Origin of the sequence: Acinetobacter sp. YH01011, assembly GCF_013420785.1 — a bacterium.
In the GTDB taxonomy this organism is placed as follows: domain Bacteria; phylum Pseudomonadota; class Gammaproteobacteria; order Pseudomonadales; family Moraxellaceae; genus Acinetobacter; species Acinetobacter towneri.
The window spans coordinates 45,212-62,879 of record NZ_VOYG01000012.1; the positions used below are offsets into that span (position 1 = coordinate 45,212).

The 17,668-nt window shown below is 42.3% G+C and carries 10 protein-coding genes, 1 tRNA gene and 1 pseudogene; 4 read left to right on the plus strand and 8 right to left on the minus strand.

What is annotated here, in order from left to right:
* Positions 1–183 precede the first annotated feature (183 nt).
* From FTT78_RS09555 to FTT78_RS09565, 3 genes are all read left to right on the plus strand, one after another.
* A tRNA-Gly gene (locus FTT78_RS09555) sits at positions 184–259 on the plus strand.
* Positions 260–608: 349 nt separating this feature from the next.
* A complete protein-coding gene (locus tag FTT78_RS09560; protein WP_004883943.1) occupies positions 609–926 on the plus strand; it encodes a helix-turn-helix domain-containing protein in 318 nt (105 codons plus the stop codon).
* Positions 923–2,212 carry a type II toxin-antitoxin system HipA family toxin gene (locus FTT78_RS09565; RefSeq protein ID WP_180044121.1) on the plus strand — a complete coding sequence of 430 codons (1,290 nt, stop codon included), beginning with the start codon at positions 923–925 and terminating at the stop codon, positions 2,210–2,212. Before FTT78_RS09560 ends, FTT78_RS09565 begins: the two co-directional genes overlap by 4 nt.
* Before the next feature lie 17 nt (positions 2,213–2,229).
* Here FTT78_RS09565 and FTT78_RS09570 read toward each other — a convergent pair.
* Positions 2,230–5,577 (minus strand): annotated as a pseudogene (locus FTT78_RS09570) (SNF2-related protein).
* A 347-nt stretch (positions 5,578–5,924) separates the two neighbouring features.
* Positions 5,925–7,163, minus strand: coding sequence for a hypothetical protein (locus tag FTT78_RS09575; protein WP_180044123.1), 1,239 nt, complete (start codon positions 7,161–7,163; stop codon positions 5,925–5,927).
* Between the two features lie 213 nt (positions 7,164–7,376).
* Between FTT78_RS09575 and FTT78_RS09580 the strand changes: the two genes are divergently transcribed.
* Positions 7,377–8,747: a phosphomannomutase CpsG gene (locus tag FTT78_RS09580; protein WP_180044125.1), complete on the plus strand. Its 1,371-nt coding sequence runs from the start codon at positions 7,377–7,379 to the stop codon at positions 8,745–8,747.
* Between the two features lie 88 nt (positions 8,748–8,835).
* Here the strand turns inward: FTT78_RS09580 and galE are convergent, their stop codons facing one another.
* The 6 genes from galE to FTT78_RS09610 form a co-directional block, all read right to left on the minus strand.
* Complete coding sequence (gene galE / locus FTT78_RS09585) at positions 8,836–9,861, minus strand: UDP-glucose 4-epimerase GalE (protein ID WP_180044127.1); 1,026 nt, start codon at positions 9,859–9,861, stop codon at positions 8,836–8,838.
* The gene (pgi, locus tag FTT78_RS09590) at positions 9,854–11,566 is read right to left on the minus strand and encodes a glucose-6-phosphate isomerase (protein ID WP_373686460.1); all 1,713 of its coding nucleotides are present in this window, start codon (positions 11,564–11,566) and stop codon (positions 9,854–9,856) included. Before pgi ends, galE begins: the two co-directional genes overlap by 8 nt.
* The gene (locus FTT78_RS09595; protein WP_180044129.1) at positions 11,566–12,834 is read right to left on the minus strand and encodes a nucleotide sugar dehydrogenase; all 1,269 of its coding nucleotides are present in this window, start codon (positions 12,832–12,834) and stop codon (positions 11,566–11,568) included. The genes pgi and FTT78_RS09595 overlap by 1 nt, the downstream gene beginning before the upstream one ends.
* A gap of 552 nt (positions 12,835–13,386) precedes the next feature.
* Entirely contained in the window at positions 13,387–14,268 is an 882-nt protein-coding gene (galU, locus tag FTT78_RS09600) for a UTP--glucose-1-phosphate uridylyltransferase GalU (RefSeq protein WP_180044131.1), read from the minus strand.
* A gap of 84 nt (positions 14,269–14,352) precedes the next feature.
* A complete protein-coding gene (locus FTT78_RS09605; RefSeq protein ID WP_180044133.1) occupies positions 14,353–16,227 on the minus strand; it encodes a nucleoside-diphosphate sugar epimerase/dehydratase in 1,875 nt (624 codons plus the stop codon).
* A gap of 258 nt (positions 16,228–16,485) precedes the next feature.
* On the minus strand, positions 16,486–17,661 hold the full coding sequence (locus tag FTT78_RS09610) for a DegT/DnrJ/EryC1/StrS aminotransferase family protein (RefSeq protein ID WP_180044135.1): 1,176 nt from the start codon (positions 17,659–17,661) through the stop codon (positions 16,486–16,488).
* Positions 17,662–17,668 lie beyond the last annotated feature (7 nt).

The following is a 17,668-nucleotide window of genomic DNA, read 5'->3' on the forward strand; positions in this document are numbered from 1 at the left end:
CTGTGTGATTCGCAGCATCTTGCCGTGAGGATTCTTCGATTTACGATTCGCACCACTTTTCGTTATGAAATTTAGGCTGATGACTGCTGTTTTTTCTAAAAATGTTGTTTATTTATTCAGTCAGTACAACGATATGCAAAAAATGATTGACCCTATTTTTGCATCATGTATTATACACCGCATGCGGGAATAGCTCAGTTGGTAGAGCACAACCTTGCCAAGGTTGGGGTCGCGAGTTCGAGTCTCGTTTCCCGCTCCAGATTCTAAAAGCCTCAGTTGAATGACTGGGGCTTTTTTATTGTTGTTTTATTCAATATTTTACTTCATAAGAAATTTTTATACTTAAAAAAGTAAGTTTACAAAAGTGCTCTTTCAAAACTGTGAACAAAAAACCGTGTAGATGATGCTCCAGAGTATCAATCATACAAGATAAAAAAAACTCCAAAACAAAAGATAGTATTAGCTACTACTAAGTGGCTTATATTAAACAAGATCAGCTTGCCTAGATCCTAAATATTGATGCCGCGCCGCCTGTTAATAATTTCTGTCATTGCTTCTTAATAAAAAAGCAACTAATATGCTTCTTACACCACCAAAAAGCAATAAATATGTCTACACTAAATAAGTCTTTACTACAGCAAGTCAAAAAAAGACGAACCCTATTGGGTTTAAAGCAAGTTGATATGCAATCACGTACAGGCATTTCAAGACAGCAGTACCAAAAACTGGAAAGTCAAGGCAATCCTCGATTAGATACCTTAGAAATTATTGCGGCAGGACTAAATGCTCAACTGATGCTCATCCCAGATGATAAGGTTCATTTGATTAGACAATTATTGAATGATGAAATTAAAGTCACTATTGAAGATCAAGATGACTTAATGTCTAACCCATGGAAAGGTCTTCTCGGAGGAGAGGAACCATGAATACTGTTGCAGTCCTGAAATTAACATTACATCACGTTGTCGTTGGATACTTGGCAGGATTTCAGAGCGGAAAAAATATTCTGGTTTTCACAGATTCTTTTCACTTGGATCAGCAACGTCCGACCTTGAGCTTGCTTACTTCCCCTTTATATCCTCAAGCGGATAAGATTTTAGAAAAGACCTATGTTACACATCAGCGCTTACACCCCTTGCTATCAAATCTGCTACCAGAAGGTGCATTACGCGAACTCATAGCACAAAGCCTCAAAATACATATAGACAATGAATTTCAGTTATTGGCAGCTTTAGGTCATGACTTACCTGGGGCACTGATTGCAACCCCAGTAGATCCAGAAGAAATCCCAGATGGAATAAAATTTAAGCTTCAGATCTCGAATCCAGATCAGATATTAAAACAAGAGATTCGGACAAATAATAAGTTTTCCTTGGCTGGCGTCCAAATGAAGTTTTCCATGAAAGCCAAAGATGGGCGTTTTACATTAGCACAGGCAACGGAATCCAGCCTACTCGGTGATTGGATTGTCAAAACTCCTTCTACCAGACATGCTTTTGTTCCGCTGAATGAATACTCTATGATGATCCTTGCCAAAATGGTCGGAATAGATATCCCAGAGATTCGTTTGGTAGATATGGCACTCTTACAAGACCTTCCACCATTAAATCTACCCCAAGAGCAATATGCTTTTGCAATTAAGAGATTCGATAGGCAGAGTACTGCTAATACTACAGAGCTTATTCATATTGAAGATTTTGCTCAGATCTTTGGTTCATATCCACACCAGAAATACAGCACCACAAATTATGAGCAGATCGGTAAGATCATTTATCACTATTCAGATAACAAAATTTTTGATATTCAGCAATTTGCCAGCCGTTTACTCGTCAATATTTTACTCGCCAATGGAGATGCACACTTAAAGAACTGGAGTATGATTTATCACGATAAAACAACGCCAAGATTATCCCCTGCATACGATATATTGATGACAAGTGTATATATTGAAAATGAGCGTCATTTCGCCTTAAATCTTGCCAAAAATAAAGATTGGTATTTAGCTGAGATGAAACACTTTGAAGAATGGGCTGAAAAAGTCGGTGTTCCATGGCGTGTTATTGAAAAACAACTTCACGCGATCATGGACAAAGCACGGTCAGTATGGCCAGTGCTATTACTAGACTTACCTATGATTCCTGCTCATAAAGAAAAATTAAGAGAACATTGGAAAAAATTGCATCCAGACTTTCAGATACTTACAGATGATTAGGGTAATCTGAAACCAAACTAAAATTTCTCAAACAAGTTCATCACGTCATTTTCCGTCAGTTTCGCTTCGCCTTCATGATCTGTGCTTAGAATAGAGTGTGCCAGTTCTGCTTTATTTTGCTGTAAGGCAAGAATTTTTTCTTCTATGCTTTTATTAGTAATCAGCTTATAGACAAATACCGGCTTGTCCTGTCCAATCCGCCATGCACGATCTGAAGCTTGATCTTCAGCAGCAGGGTTCCACCATGGATCATAGTGAATGACCGTATCTGCGGCAGTTAGATTCAAACCGACCCCTCCTGCTTTCAGACTGATTAAAAATACCGGCACTTGTCCAGACTGAAACGCTGTAATGACTTCATCTCGCTTTTTGGTCTTTCCAGTCAGCTTCACATAGCCAATTTCTGCGTGATGGAACTGTTGTTCAATCAGTTCCAACATTGAGGTAAACTGAGAGAAGATAAGAATTTTTCGCCCCTCTTCCACCATTGGAACGACCATATCCATCAACTGTTCAAGTTTGGCAGAATGCGCCTGCCCAATTTTCACTGAATCCAGCTTTAGTAAGCTAGGATGGCAGCACACCTGACGTAGCTTCAGTAAGGCATCTAAAATTTGAATTTGACTACGTTTAAAGCCTTTTTCTGCCACAATTTTCTGAATGCTTGCCTGCATCGTGGCACGAACAGCCTCATATAACTTGGATTGCTGGTCATTCATATCAATATTGACTTCAATCGTGGTTTTTTCTGGCAACTCTTTGGCTACGTCAGTTTTCAAGCGACGTAAAATGAAGGGCTTAATCCGGTTGACCAACTTTTGTCTTAACTGCTCATCACCGCGCTTTTCAATCGGATGACGGTACTTTTTATTAAAAATTTCTTGTGAATATAAAAATCCTGGCATCAGGAAATAAAATAGTGCCCACAGCTCACCCAAATGATTTTCCATAGGTGTACCAGTTAGACATAGACGATGTCGCGCTGTTAATTGCCGTACTACCTGTGCAGCTTTGGCGCGCGGATTTTTGATATTCTGCGCCTCATCCAAAATGAGTTGATGATATTCATATTGCTTTAGTTGCTCTTCATCTCTCGCCAGAAGCGGATAGGTGGTTAACACAATATCATAGTGCGGAATCTGCTCAAAATACTGATGGCGGTCGGGCCCCTGTAGCAGCAATACCTTGAGCTCTGGGGTAAATTTCTCCGCTTCTTTGAACCAGTTATGCATCAGCGATGTGGGTGCAACAATTAAGGCGGGACTATCCTGCAAATATCCAGCCTGCTTTTCCATGAGTAAATGGGCTAAAGTTTGTGCTGTTTTCCCCAAGCCCATATCATCTGCCAGAATCCCGCCATGCTGGGTTTCCCTTAAAAACTGTAACCAGCCTAAGCCCTGCTGCTGGTATAGACGCAACTCCCCCTGAAAACCTTGTGGTGTCGGCAGTTGTTGCTGATAGCCTTGTTTGAATTTATGTACAAATTTCTGCAGGCGATCACTGACCTGCCATGTCATCCCAAGATTATGCTGCAATTCTAATAATTGACTCGCATCATAGCGATCAATACTGCGCTCTTCTTGCTGTAAAATGCTCTGCAGATGCAATAATACCGGCTTAATATCCCTAGCGGATAGCGCCAAATCAGGTTGATCAACTGCAGTTTTCACGGTGAAAATTTGACTGTCATGCAGATGAATAAAAGTCCGCGGATCAAGTAAATCAGGATTTACTCGCACCAAAGCTACGAGCGCATCAAGTAAATTATAAGAATTGCCTGCACTGTCTTGAACCGTCGCCCCGATATTGAACCAGTCCTGCTGGCCTTCAGATTCAGTGATAGAAATATTTAAATTTTCAACATATTGCAGGTTAAAGGGGCTGTTTTCCAGATGCTCTATCTGCCAGCCCATCAACTCAATTTGATTGATGGGCATCAGCTGTTTGATCCAGTCTCCATAGAAAGCAAAAACCATAGAATCGAGACGTTGTTTATCCAGTTTTAATTGCTGGTCATAACTAAGATCTTTCACCCACTTCAGTGATTCGACCAATAGCTGTAAACGCTGGATTGACTGTTGTTCCTGAACTAAGTCCCGAAGCTGTCGCACCATTTTGTCATGCTGCTCACCAATGAAACTGTCACCTGATGTACCTGCTTTAATTCGCCCGCCTGCATAGGAGAATTCAATTTCAGCACAAACAGATTCTTCCCATTTCCAATCAAATTTATCTAAAACACCGAAGCGTAAAATTGGCTGGGGACTACCCTCAAGGACATCAATATGCTGAATAGACTCGGGCTGAGGCAGATTTTTCACGTCTGAATATTGATGAGTCAGTTTCTCAAACTCTGGCAAGAGCATAGATGGAAGATCAGGCATCTGTAAAAAATGGTACAGAAGATTTGCCGTATATTCACCATATAACTGGCCCACCGTGTTCTGTTGAATATCCACATAACACGGTGGCTGGCTAGCGAGAATTTGGATATGTGGATTTGATTTTAAATCGAGTCGAATATCGCCATTGACCAATTCAATGTTTAAATGCTCCGTCTGTTTGTTGACACCTTGTTCCCAGATCAATTCGATGTGATAGCCTTGTTCTGACCATTGAAGTGCAGCATAGCTCTTTTTTTGCCAGTACACATCGCCACTTTGAATAAAAGATTTAAAGTGCTCCAATGAAATTCCGGAGATATCAAGATTGCTTTGATAAAAACGCTCGTCGCTGTTTATTTTGGCGTAATAATAAATCTGGTTAAATAATTGTCGTTTTTATTCAGGTAAAGTCAGATGCTTTCTGGTGATATTTTCATATTGGGTATAATAACTTTCCCCTGCAATTGAGCCGTTTTTATTGCGTCTGGCCTTCTGAACATCAACTGTCAATTTCTTTAAGCTGACAGACTGATCTAACAGGTAAATTAAATAATTGTTTGTTTTGACAGATTGCTCTGGTTCAGTCTGTTGTAAATACCGTTTAAAATCATTCAACCAGCGCTGTGCCTGATCATCCCCCCGTAGGCGTTTTGCGATTCCCTGCGGGGATTGAGAGTCAGCATAACGCTGCTGAAATTCCTGGCGATATTCCTGAAAGAATAACCGCGCTAAAGCAGCAGCATGTTTACAGTTATATCCAACCGGACAAGTGCAGTCGTCATCGATTAAACGGTCTTTTTGGGGATTATAGGTAATTGCAGTATCGTAATAATCTGTCCCTTCAATTTGGGCATACATCGTAACCCCGTCTTTTTCCTCAAAGAACTCAATCGTTTCCCTATCAATGCGTTTAGCATAGCTAAGACTGCGCTGAAGAGTTGCTGTACTAAAGCGAGATAGAAAATTGATCAATGAGGACATAATTACCAGACACTAAAAATGTTTATACAATTATAACGGACAAAGGTGTCAATTCAGAATAGTAGCCGAACGGCCCAACCTGAGCATAACTTGGATTCACTCAAAAGGAATATTGTAAATAAAGACTACTTTTTGCATAAACATTCAAAGCCAAACCTCTCTAAGCCATTCAAATTTAAGTGAAAACTTAGGAATTTAGTTTACCTAATTCTGTCAATCTATTCAGCACTGCTACACGTCAAAATATATTACAAAGACTTGCTAATCAATGAATCTTTGTCATCACTGCTAATATCGCTATTGCAAGCCCAAGCTTCACCTTATTCCAGACCCAAACCTCAATATGTCTACATCATCACAGCATGCATTTCCCACACATATTGACTGCGCATCAATTGCTTTAATTGTTTAAGGTCTTGATATTTTTCCAGTATCTCTTGCGCTCGAGCTAATTTTTGTTGAACATGTCGATAGTCTTGCTCATATTTTCGATACAAATCCTGCACTTTAATTTTACGGTTAGAATATAAAAACTGACTCCAATTAAAAGAGTAAATAATGTCATCTACTTGCATTTGCAAAGTTTCTAACTGTTCTTCTAAAAGCAGGTTATACGCTTTTAATTGTTGATTGGCGAAAGACAAATTATGCTGCTGACCCAACTGAATTTGCAAATTTAACAATGTCAATAAATCATTGGCTTCATAAGCCTGATTGGCTTGCTGCATCAATACGGTTTTTTCTTGTTTTTTCTGCTCATCTTGCTCACGATCTGGGTGAATCCACGCTGTAATTTTTAAGTAAATCGCTTTAATGGACTGATTTGCTAGTTTCTTGGCTTCTTCACGCTGTTGCTGTTTTTTTGCTGCTTTGGCTTTTTCACGGGCAATTTGCTGTTCGGCAAAAGCTTTTTGCGCACTACTCAACTGACTTAAAAAATCCAGCTCCTCTTGTTCTTGCATTTTTTGTTCAAATTTTTTTATAAAGTCATCTAAATCTAATGGATCATGCTGAAAATCAAAAAAATCTAGATCTAGGCCATATTCTTCACAAAGAAAATGCTTCAAACTTTCTAGCTTGAGCTGTGCCAAGCGCTCTTGTTCAGACTCATCATGTTCAAAACTATTTTGTTCACATTGTTCAACATTTTCGTCTTCTGACTCTGTTGCTGTTTTAGCTTCAGATCTTAAATCCACATCATCTGTGTCTAGCAATTCAATATGATGCCCATAACTGTTCAGCAATTCTGTTAAAAACTGAACTTGTTCGGTAGACATCTGCTGCGAATCCAAAAGTTGTAAACTGAGTTGCTCAATTTTTTGATCCAGCTTAGTTTGCTGGGCTGCCGTCACTTTTTGTTGTTTTTGCTGAAGCAATTGTTGAATTTGCTGAAATATAACTTCACGCAATTGCGCATAAGTCGGTAAAATTTCACGGCTGGCACGTGCCTGAATATCGGCTTGTGCGGTCTGCCATTCATTCAAACGTAGCTGTTCCTGCTCAATTTTTTGGCATAATTTCTGAAATTTTTTCTGTGGCGCAGAAAGTTTCTGCACTGGCTCTAAAGTACTTTTCTGTAATTCCATCTTCAATCATATCGAACACATAAGTCTGAGCCGTATTTTAACCAACTTCTTACTCATTAAAAACGCCTTTGCCCATCACCACATCTTTTCTCATCCATAGTCTTTGACCTGAAACATCTTCAAGCAATTGATCTTCCATTCTATACAGCACATTACACACAGTTCGATTATCATAGGCAGCAATACGATTTTTCCAAATATTTAGGACAATACATGAGCACATTAACCTGTTTTAAAGCCTATGACATTCGCGGAAAATTGGGCACAGAACTCAATGAAGAGATTGCCTATAAAATTGGTCGTGCTTACGGACAAATTTACCAACCCAAAACCGTTGCGATTGGCTGCGATATTCGCCTTAGCAGCGAAGGCTTAAAGCAAGCCACCATTCGTGGTTTAAATGATGCAGGGGTCAATGTGCTAGATTTGGGCATGACAGGCACAGAAGAAGTCTATTTCGCAGCCTTTCATTTAGACGTGCAAGGGGGCATTGAAGTAACTGCCAGCCATAATCCCATGGACTACAACGGCATGAAACTGGTACGTGAAAATGCACGTCCGATTAGTGCCGATACCGGCCTAAAAGATATTCAGGGTTTGGCAGAATCGGGCGAATTTACCCCAGTTGAGCACAAAGGCAGCACTCAAAGCTACAATATTTTGCCTGAATTTATCGAACATTTAATGACTTATATCGAGCCTAGCAAAATTCGCCCAATGAAACTGGTCATGAATGCAGGCAATGGCGCTGCAGGACATGTGGTCGATGCTATTGAGCAAAAATTCAAAGCTCTGAATATCCCTGTTGAATTGGTCAAAATTCACAATGATGCCGATGGTACTTTCCCCAATGGTATCCCAAACCCAATTTTAGTGGAAAACCGTGATAGCACCCGCAATGCCGTATTAGAGCATCAAGCCGACATGGGCATTGCGTGGGATGGTGACTTTGACCGCTGTTTCTTATTCGATGAAAAAGGCCAGTTTATTGAAGGCTATTATATTGTCGGCTTATTGGCACAGGCGTTTTTGCTCAAACAAGCAGGCGAAAAAATTGTGCATGACCCGCGCTTGGTCTGGAATACCTTCGATGTGGTCGCACAATATCAAGGTGAAGCGATTCAATCTAAATCTGGGCATGCCTTTATTAAAGATGTGATGCGTGAGCACAATGCCGTTTACGGCGGTGAAATGAGCGCACACCACTATTTCCGTGATTTCGCCTATTGTGACAGCGGCATGATTCCATGGCTATTGACGGTTTCGGTATTGTCTGAAACAGGACAATCGCTATCAAATCTAGTCGAAGAAATGATTGCCAAATTCCCATGTTCGGGGGAAATTAACTTTAAAGTGGCCGATACTCAAGCCACCATCCAAAAAATCTTTGAGCATTATGCTAGCCTAAATCCAGCGATTGACCAAACCGATGGTGTGAGTCTTGACTTTGGTACATGGCGTTTGAATGTGCGTGCGTCAAATACCGAACCTTTATTGCGCTTAAATATTGAAAGCCGTCGTGATCAAAACCCATGCCCAATGCAGGACTATGTGGATGAGTTGACACAATTGATTCAAGCTTAATCTGAAAAATCAAAGTAATAAAAAATGGGAGTTAGTTTTGACTCCCATTTTTATGCTCTAAACCTCGTGGCTAAGTGTATAGCTAGAATCACTCATCTTGACGATAACCATTCGGATTCTGCTTTTGCCAGTTCCAGCTATCAGTCAACATATCTTCTAGGCCATATTGTGGTGTCCAGCCCAGTTCTTGCACGGCGCGGCTATTATCTGCAAAAGAGGTCGCAACATCGCCTTCACGACGTGGTGCAAACTCAAATGGAATCTGCACACCATTGACCTGTTCAAAAGTATTCTTCACTTGCAGCACCGAAATTCCATTACCCGTACCAATATTCCAAGCACGGCAACCCTGGGCAGTCAAACGGTTATTCAAGGCACATAAATGCGCGTTGGCCAAATCGACCACATGAATATAATCGCGCACACCAGTACCATCTGGTGTGGCATAATCCTGCCCAAAAATTGACAGTTTTTCACGACGTCCCACCGCCACTTGGGTGACATAAGGCATTAAATTATTTGGAATACCTTGTGGGTCTTCGCCAATGCAGCCACTTTTGTGCGCCCCCACAGGGTTAAAATAACGCAATAACGCAATTGACCAACGTGCATCGGCAAGGACTGCTTTTTGTAAAAGCTGTTCTACAATCAGTTTGGTATAGCCATAGTTATTGCTTGGCATACCCGTTGGCATCTCTTCATTCAACGGTGAAATATTGGCTTCATCATATACTGTAGCCGATGAACTAAACACCAGTTTAAACACATGCGCGCGTTGCATCGCCTGAATCAGACTAATTGAACCCGCAATATTGTTATCAAAATAGCTCAGTGGAATTTGTTGGCTTTCTCCCACTGCTTTGAGTCCTGCGAAATGAATCACTGCATCAATTTGATGTTCCGCAAACAGGGCATCCAAAGCAGCGGCATCACGAATATCGCCCTGAATAAACTGCAAGGTTTTGCCAGTCAGTTGCTGCACCCGCGCCAATGACTCTGCCGAGCTATTAGATAAATTATCTAGCACCACCACGCTGTGCCCTGCATTCAGCAACTCAACACAGGTATGTGAACCGATATAGCCCGCACCGCCTGTGACTAAAATATTAGCCATCTATTTTTCCTAATAAAATTTTTAATAAACCTTGGGTCGATGCATCGAGTGCCGATAAATCCTGTTGCTGCCCATTTAAAATAGGCAAGAGCTGATTGGCAATTTCCTTGCCTTTTTCTACGCCCCATTGGTCAAAAGGATTGATATTCCACAGTACCGATTGTACAAAGACTTTGTGTTCATACAAAGCAATCAACATGCCCAAGCTATACGGATTGAGTTCTTGCAATAAAATACTGCTACTTGGCTGATTGCCACTGTACTGCTTATATGCCGCTAAGCCATCTAATTCCTGCTGATCTAAAGCCTGATTACCAAAGGCCAAAAGCCGCGACTGTGCCAAGCAGTTAGACAAGGCCAAATGATGCTGCTCTACTAAAGCCTCAGCATTTTCCGCATAGGTAAATTGATTGGCATTATAACGCTGCACAGGGGCAATAAAATCACAGCTGACCGCATGTGTCCCTTGATGCAACAATTGATAGAACGCATGCTGTGCATTCGGCCCGACCTCACCCCAAACAATCGGGCAAGTATCAACGCTCACCGCCTCGCCATTACGCTGAATCGACTTGCCATTGGATTCCATTTCTAATTGCTGTAAATACGAAGCGAAGTATTTTAAACGTCCATCATAAGGCAAGACCGCATGAGTCTGAATATTCAGGAAATTATTATTCCACACCCCCAGCAAACCCATCAGCACTGGGATGTTCTGATCAAATGCAGCATTTTGAAAATGCTGATCAACCGCATGTGCACCTGCTAAAAACCGCTGAAAACCCGCAACGCCAATGGTCAGGGCAATCGGTAAGCCAATACACGACCATAACGAATAGCGACCACCGACCCAATCCCAAAGCAAGAGCTGATTTTCAGGGCAAATGCCCCAAGCAGTCATTTTATCGGCTTTGGTGGATACCCCAATAAAGTGATGTTTCAGAATTTGCGCATGTGTACCCAAAGCCTTTTCTAGCCATTGTTTCACCGTTTGCGCATTGGATAAGGTATCAATAGTGCCAAAAGACTTGGACGAAATAATAAATAAAGTGGTTTCAGGACGCAGACGATGCAGCAATTCAGATAACTGGCTGCCATCCATGGTGGACACAAAATGTACATTCAGTGGTTTTTCTGTCGCCACTTTAAAATCAGATAAGGCTTGAGTCACCATCAACGGGCCTAAATCTGAGCCACCCACACCAATATTGACCACATCCTGAATCACTTCACCCGTGGCACCACGGTATTGGCCTGCATGGATTTTTTCCACCAAGGCATACATACGCTCAAGCTGGGTATGGACTTGCTCAGTCAATGCAGCGGTCTGTTCGGAAGCGCTTGCTGCTGGGCTAGTCGCAGGCAAACGCAAGGCCCAATGCATCGCATCGCGCTGTTCGGTATAGTTGATTTTCTCTGAGCCAGTTGCTGTTGAAAATAAACGTCCAATCCACTCAGCAAGCTGACTCTGCTGTGCAAACTGAACCAGGGTCTGCAACACCTTGGCATCAATCCGATGCTTGCTATAGTCAAACAGCACACTGTCCAAAGCCACCGAGAAATGCTGAAAACGCTGCGGATCTTGAGCAAACAGCTGATTTAAATGCAGCTGCTGAAACTGATGCTGCAATTGTTTTAACTGCGACAAGGCATTGTCATTTGGGGAAATCGAGCTTTGCGTCTGTGGCATTGTGCTACGAATCATTAGCGACCGACTCCCATATAAGCAAAACCTTGTGCCTTCACAAATTCAGGATCATAAATATTGCGACCATCCAAAATCAGTGGATGCTGCATCTGCTGCAACAAAGTCGGATAATCCAAACTCCAATATTGTTTCCACGCGGTCAGCACACATAATGCCGATGCACCTTCGACGGCTTGATATTGGTCTGTACATAAAATCAGATCATCGCGCTGACCATACTGTGCCACAATTTCAGGCAAGGCTTGTGGGTCGTGCAATTTGACCGTCACACCCTGCGCCCACAACGCAGGCAACATCACATGAATGGGAGAATGTTGCACCCGTGCGGTATTTTCTTTAAAGGCTGCGCCCCAAATAGCCACAGTTTTGCCGTTTAAATCGCCCTGATAATAATTCCAAAGCTTTCTAAACAAGAGTTCTTTTTGTTGTTCGTTAATGTCCCAGACCTGCGCCAACAGCTGACTTTTCACCCCTGTGGTGGATACGGTACTGGCCAGAGTCTGAATATCATGACTAAAGTTTTCACCACCAAACCCCGCACCAGGATACATATATGATGTGCCAATACGGCTATCTGCCGCCATACCCTGCCGTACATGCTCAATATCAATCCCGAGTTTTTCTGCCACCACTGCCAAGTCATTGATATAACTGATACGAGTCGCCAACATGCCGGAAATACTCAGTTTGGTAAATTCTGCATCCAACACGGGCATAAACATATATTGCTGTGCACGTGGAAATAAAGGGCGAAGTAATTCTTTGAGTTTGACTTGCGCACGTTCATTTTCACAACCCACCGTGAGTTGCTGTGCGCGGGTCATACTTTGAATGGCATTGCCCTCTTGAATCATGTCGGGCAAATAAATCCAGTCATCTTGTGGCAAGATTTTTTGCAGGCGCTGTGTGCCATTTAAGCCCAAAGTCGAGGCATTGATCATCAGTTTAGGGTGAATGATCGGACGTTGTTGCAACTGCCGCAAAACAGTTAAGGCGTGTGCTTCTTCAGTCGGGTTCAAACTGAGTAGATAGACATCCACATCTAAAGGCAATGCAGCAAAATCACAATAGTGTAAAAAGCCTTTGCTGCATTGTTGTTGTAATAACAGACTTAAGGCTTGGTCTTGAAAGCTGAGATGTTGCTGTTCGAGCGGATGAGCTGCATCCTGAAAGATATCGCACCAATAGACTTGATGCCCACATTCTGCCAAGAGTGCAGACATCACGCCTGCATAGAGGGTTTTTCCAAAGACTGCGACTTTCAAAATGTGGTTCCTGTGTATTGGTTGATGCTGTTTATTTCATGGGGTTACTCTCTTGATTCAAGAGAGATTAGGAAAGATTTTTACATTTCATCCTTTCCTACTGTTCCTCCCTTTTTAAAGGGAGGCTAGGAGAGATTTTCAACATTGAAAGTTTTCACCATATTTGGCTCTCCTTTTTTTAATCCCCCTCAATCCCCCTTTGAAAATGGGGAAGTTCACACTAGCAAAGGCTTTATAATGGATGTTCCACCATGAGCAAGAATTTAAGCACTGCTTTAAATTTTCGCACATAAAATCAATTTTATAATGAGCACCCCTCTCTTTTTTAAAGAGAGGTTGGGAGAGATTTTCAACATTGGAAGTTTTCACCATATTTGGCTCTCCTTTTTTTAATCCCCCTCAATCCCCCTTTTTCAAAGGGGGAAGTTCGCACTAGCAAAAGCTTTATAATGGATGTTCCTCCCTGAGCCAGAGTTTAAGCACTGCTTTAAATTCTTGCGTAAGAAGGGAGGCTAGGAGAGATTTTCTAATCTTTCCTCCCTCAACCCATCCTTAAGATTCAATCTTTAACTCTTGAATCAAGGCTTTAAAATCATCGCCTAATTTTGGATGATCGAGTCCATAATGCAACACCGCTTTTAAGTAACCCAACTTGCTGCCACAGTCAAAAGTCTGACCTTGCATACGGTAAGCTTCCACCACACTGTTTTGTTGCAACATGGCAATGGCATCGGTCAATTGAATTTCATTACCTGCCCCTTTAGGGGTGTTTTCAAGCAAATTCATAATTTCTGCAGGCAAGACATAACGCCCCACCACCGATAAATTAGAAGGTGCCGTGCCTACTGCGGGTTTTTCGACAATGCCCTGCATCACTGTACTTTCACCTTCAGCAGGTGCTGCAGCTACATCGACAATACCGTATTGATCGACCAGATGATCTGGCACTGCTTCGACCATAATCTGTGCGGCATGGCTTTGCTCAAAACGCTGAATCATGCGTGCCAAGTCATTTTGTGCAGCATCATCTTTAACCAATACATCGGGTAACAGCACTGCAAAGGCGTCATTGCCCACTACAGATTTAGCACATAAAACCGCATGCCCTAAGCCTAAAGGTTGTGGCTGACGCACACTCACGACACTGACATGTGCAGGTAAAATTTCGGTAATCTCTTTGAGCAAATCCAGTTTTTGTTTTTGGGCTAAAGTGGTTTCTAACTCAAAGTTACGGTCAAAGTAGTTTTCAATTGAGGCTTTAGAGGAATGGGTCACCAAAATAATTTGCTCAATCCCTGCAGCAACCGCCTCGCGCACTACATATTCAATCGCAGGACGATCGACCACAGTCACCATTTCTTTAGGGATAGATTTACTGGCAGGTAAAAAGCGCGTGCCTAAACCAGCAACGGGTAAAATGGCTTTTTTAATCATCTTAGATACCTAATTTCACACAAATTTTTTAGTTAAATTTTACTCATCAACAAGTTGGACTTACTTCAACTTAGTTTTTGAAATTTAGTTCACCTTAATTTCTGTCCCACGGACATAACCATCCACATAGTGTTCAAGCTGTGCTAAAGCCCAGTCGATATCACTTTGAATTGCGGTTAAGTCATGCATACGCTCAAACACCATCAGCAATTCATCCAACGGATACATTTTTTCATAAGAACGCAAAATCCGACTGTGCTGGGTCACTTCGGTATTATCGGCATCAATCAACAATTCTTCGTAAAGTTTTTCGCCAGGACGTAAGCCTGAATATTGAATTTCAATATCTCCTTCCTGACTGCCTGTTTCCCGTACTTTTAACCCACTCAGTGCAATCATTTGACGTGCCAAGTCCTGAATGCGTACAGGTTCCCCCATATCCAGCAGGAATACGTCGCCCCCCTGACCTAAAGCACCCGCCTGAATCACCAATTGCGAGGCTTCTGGAATGGTCATAAAGTAACGGGTGACTTCCGGATGAGTCACGGTAATAGGCCCACCTTTGGCAATTTGCTGTTTAAACAACGGCACCACCGAACCCGATGAACCCAAGACATTCCCAAAGCGGACAATGCTAATTTGGGTCTGATCTTGCGCTTCTGCCATCGCCTGACAATACAACTCTGCCATACGTTTAGACGCCCCCATGACATTGGTGGGACGCACGGCTTTATCGGTAGAAATGAGTACAAATGTTTCCACACCTGTTTTGACCGCTGCATTTAAGCTAAATGCCGTACCAATCGCATTATTTTTCAAACCTGCCAATGGGTTACATTCCACCAAGGGCACATGTTTGTAGGCAGCGGCATGGTACACAGTTTGAATCGCATACTGTTCCATCACCCGTTCCAGTTTGGCCTGATCCAACACTGAACCTAAAATTGGGATAATCGTGACATCACTATTTAAACGTAATTCTTTGTCAATGCTATACAACGCAAATTCAGTCAGTTCATAAATCACCAAAGCTTTGGGTTTATTTTTGACAATTTGGCGACACAGTTCAGAACCAATGGAACCACCCGCGCCTGTGACCAAAACTATTTTCTCTTGAATATTTTTAGCCAACAGTTCGGGTACTGGCGGCACAGGGTCACGCCCGAGCAAGTCAATAATATCGACTTCCTGAATATCCGATACGCGAATTTCACCATCGACCAGTTTAGTCAGTCCTGGAATTTCGGTAATTTTAATATGTGCAGGTTCTAAGAATTTGACAATCTCGCTTTTACGCATCCGCCCGACAGAAGGCAGTGCAATCAAAATTTCATCAATATGCTTTTTCGGCATGACTTTTAATGCTCTTTCTGCATCATAGACTTTCAAACGGCCCAACTGTTGCCCACTGAGTGATGGATCATCATCAATAAATAATACGGGTAAGTGTTCATCGGAATTGTATAATGCCGCTGCAATTTGCTGTCCTGCGTTGCCCGCGCCATAAATCGCGACACGTTTTTTTTGTACATCGGCCTGTAAATAAGAACGCACGATAAAGCGAATAAAACCACGGCTAAACCAAACCCATGCGAACATGAGAAATCCGAACATGAGCGGAATAGAGGTGGGGATAAAGGCATCGGTAAAATAAGCCAGCGCATACAACCCTGCCACAGTCAAAGCAGTGCCCAACCCCAATTTGACCATAAACAGTTCGCTGTAGGTGCGCACAATAAAGCGATATACCCCAAAAATAAACAGCGATACAACGGCAATCACACTTGCCCATACCGAACCAAAAGCCAAGTTAGGCACCACTTCTGCGCCTAAATCAAACTGGCGGATGGCATAACAAAGCCACAGCAAGACAGGAAATACACAAAAGTCCAGCACCATTAAAAATGCGAGTTTGACTAAGCGGGGGGATTCTACAGCAGGTTCGATAATGGATTTCACGGAATGAGGCTTCTCAATTTTTTACTGAGGATGGTTTGGATGAGATATCTTAAAACAACCCTCAGTTCACACTATTTTTATCAGAGTAAGATATATGACTTTTCAATATTTTACTCTATTTTCGATTTAAAGATTAGATGACTCTATCGCACTGCAAAAGCCGAATGATGTAAAGCTGCACCAACAAACCTAATGCAGCCCTTTGCGCCCTATCGCAAGATGAAGATCACCACTTGAGGGCTGCATCACAAGTACGGCTTAGCTTGCCATCTGTTGTATCACCTGCTGAATTGCCGCAATGGTTTTTGTGATACTGTCATCGCTTAAGTTTGGATGAACCAAGAACATTAAACTGGTTTCGCCCAATTGCTGTGCATTTGATAAACGCTGTGCAGGTCGCCATGCGGTGCCATCAAAGGCGTGTTCTAAATACACTTCTGAACATGAACCACTAAAACAAGGTACATTCAGGGCATTAATTTCCTGCATGATACGATCACGTGACCAATCTGTAGGTAACTGTTCGCTATTGACCTGCACATAGCACTTGTAGTTGGCATGTACATAGTCACTGTCTGGGTAATGCACAGTAAAAAATGGACTGTCCTGAAACGCTGCCAAAATGCGCTGTGCATGCTCGGTACGTTTTTGTGTCCATTCAGGCATGCGCTGTAATTGAATACGTCCAATCACTGCTTGCATTTCCATCATGCGCCAGTTGGTGCCAAAAGAGTCGTGTAACCAGCGGAACCCTGGTGGATGTTGTTTGTGATAAATGCTGTCGTAATTTTTACCGTGGTCTTTGTACGACCACATTTTTTTCCATAGTTGTTCATCGTTGGTGGTAACCATACCGCCTTCGCCACCTGTGGTCATAATTTTGTCCTGACAGAAAGACCACGCACCAATATGTCCAATTGAACCTGCAGATTTGCCTTTGTACATCGCACCATGTGCTTGTGCACAGTCTTCAATCACATACAGACCCCTTTCTTTTGCCAATTGCATAATCGGGTCCATATCACACATCCACCCTGCCAAATGCACACAAATAATGGCTTTGGTATTTGGAGTCAGTACCGCTTCAATGGTACGGGCAGAAATGTTTTGTGAATCGAGTTCTACATCTGCAAAAATTGGGTTTGCACCTGCTGTCACAATGGAGCTTGCCGAAGCTAAAAAGGTGCGTGAAGTGACAATTACGTCATCACCCGCGCCAATATTCAAGGCTTTTAGTGCAACATCCAAAGCGACAGTACCGTTGGCAAGTGCCACGGCATATTGGGTTTGCGCAAATTGGGCAAATTCTTTTTCAAATTCACGGCACTCTTGCCCTGTCCAATAATTGACTTTATTTGAAAGTAATACTTGAGATACAGCATTCGCTTCTTCTTGGGTAAAACTTGGCCATGGTTCAAATACAGTATTTAACATGATGTGT

Coding starts and splice junctions, on each gene's coding strand:
- FTT78_RS09560 (WP_004883943.1), top strand. CDS start 609: ATGTCTACACTAAATAAGTCTTTACTACAGCAAGTCAAAAAAAGACGA.
- FTT78_RS09565 (WP_180044121.1), top strand. CDS start 923: ATGAATACTGTTGCAGTCCTGAAATTAACATTACATCACGTTGTCGTT.
- FTT78_RS09575 (WP_180044123.1), bottom strand. CDS start 7,163: ATGGAATTACAGAAAAGTACTTTAGAGCCAGTGCAGAAACTTTCTGCG.
- FTT78_RS09580 (WP_180044125.1), top strand. CDS start 7,377: ATGAGCACATTAACCTGTTTTAAAGCCTATGACATTCGCGGAAAATTG.
- galE (WP_180044127.1), bottom strand. CDS start 9,861: ATGGCTAATATTTTAGTCACAGGCGGTGCGGGCTATATCGGTTCACAT.
- pgi (WP_373686460.1), bottom strand. CDS start 11,566: ATGATTCGTAGCACAATGCCACAGACGCAAAGCTCGATTTCCCCAAAT.
- galU (WP_180044131.1), bottom strand. CDS start 14,268: ATGATTAAAAAAGCCATTTTACCCGTTGCTGGTTTAGGCACGCGCTTT.
- FTT78_RS09610 (WP_180044135.1), bottom strand. CDS start 17,661: ATGTTAAATACTGTATTTGAACCATGGCCAAGTTTTACCCAAGAAGAA.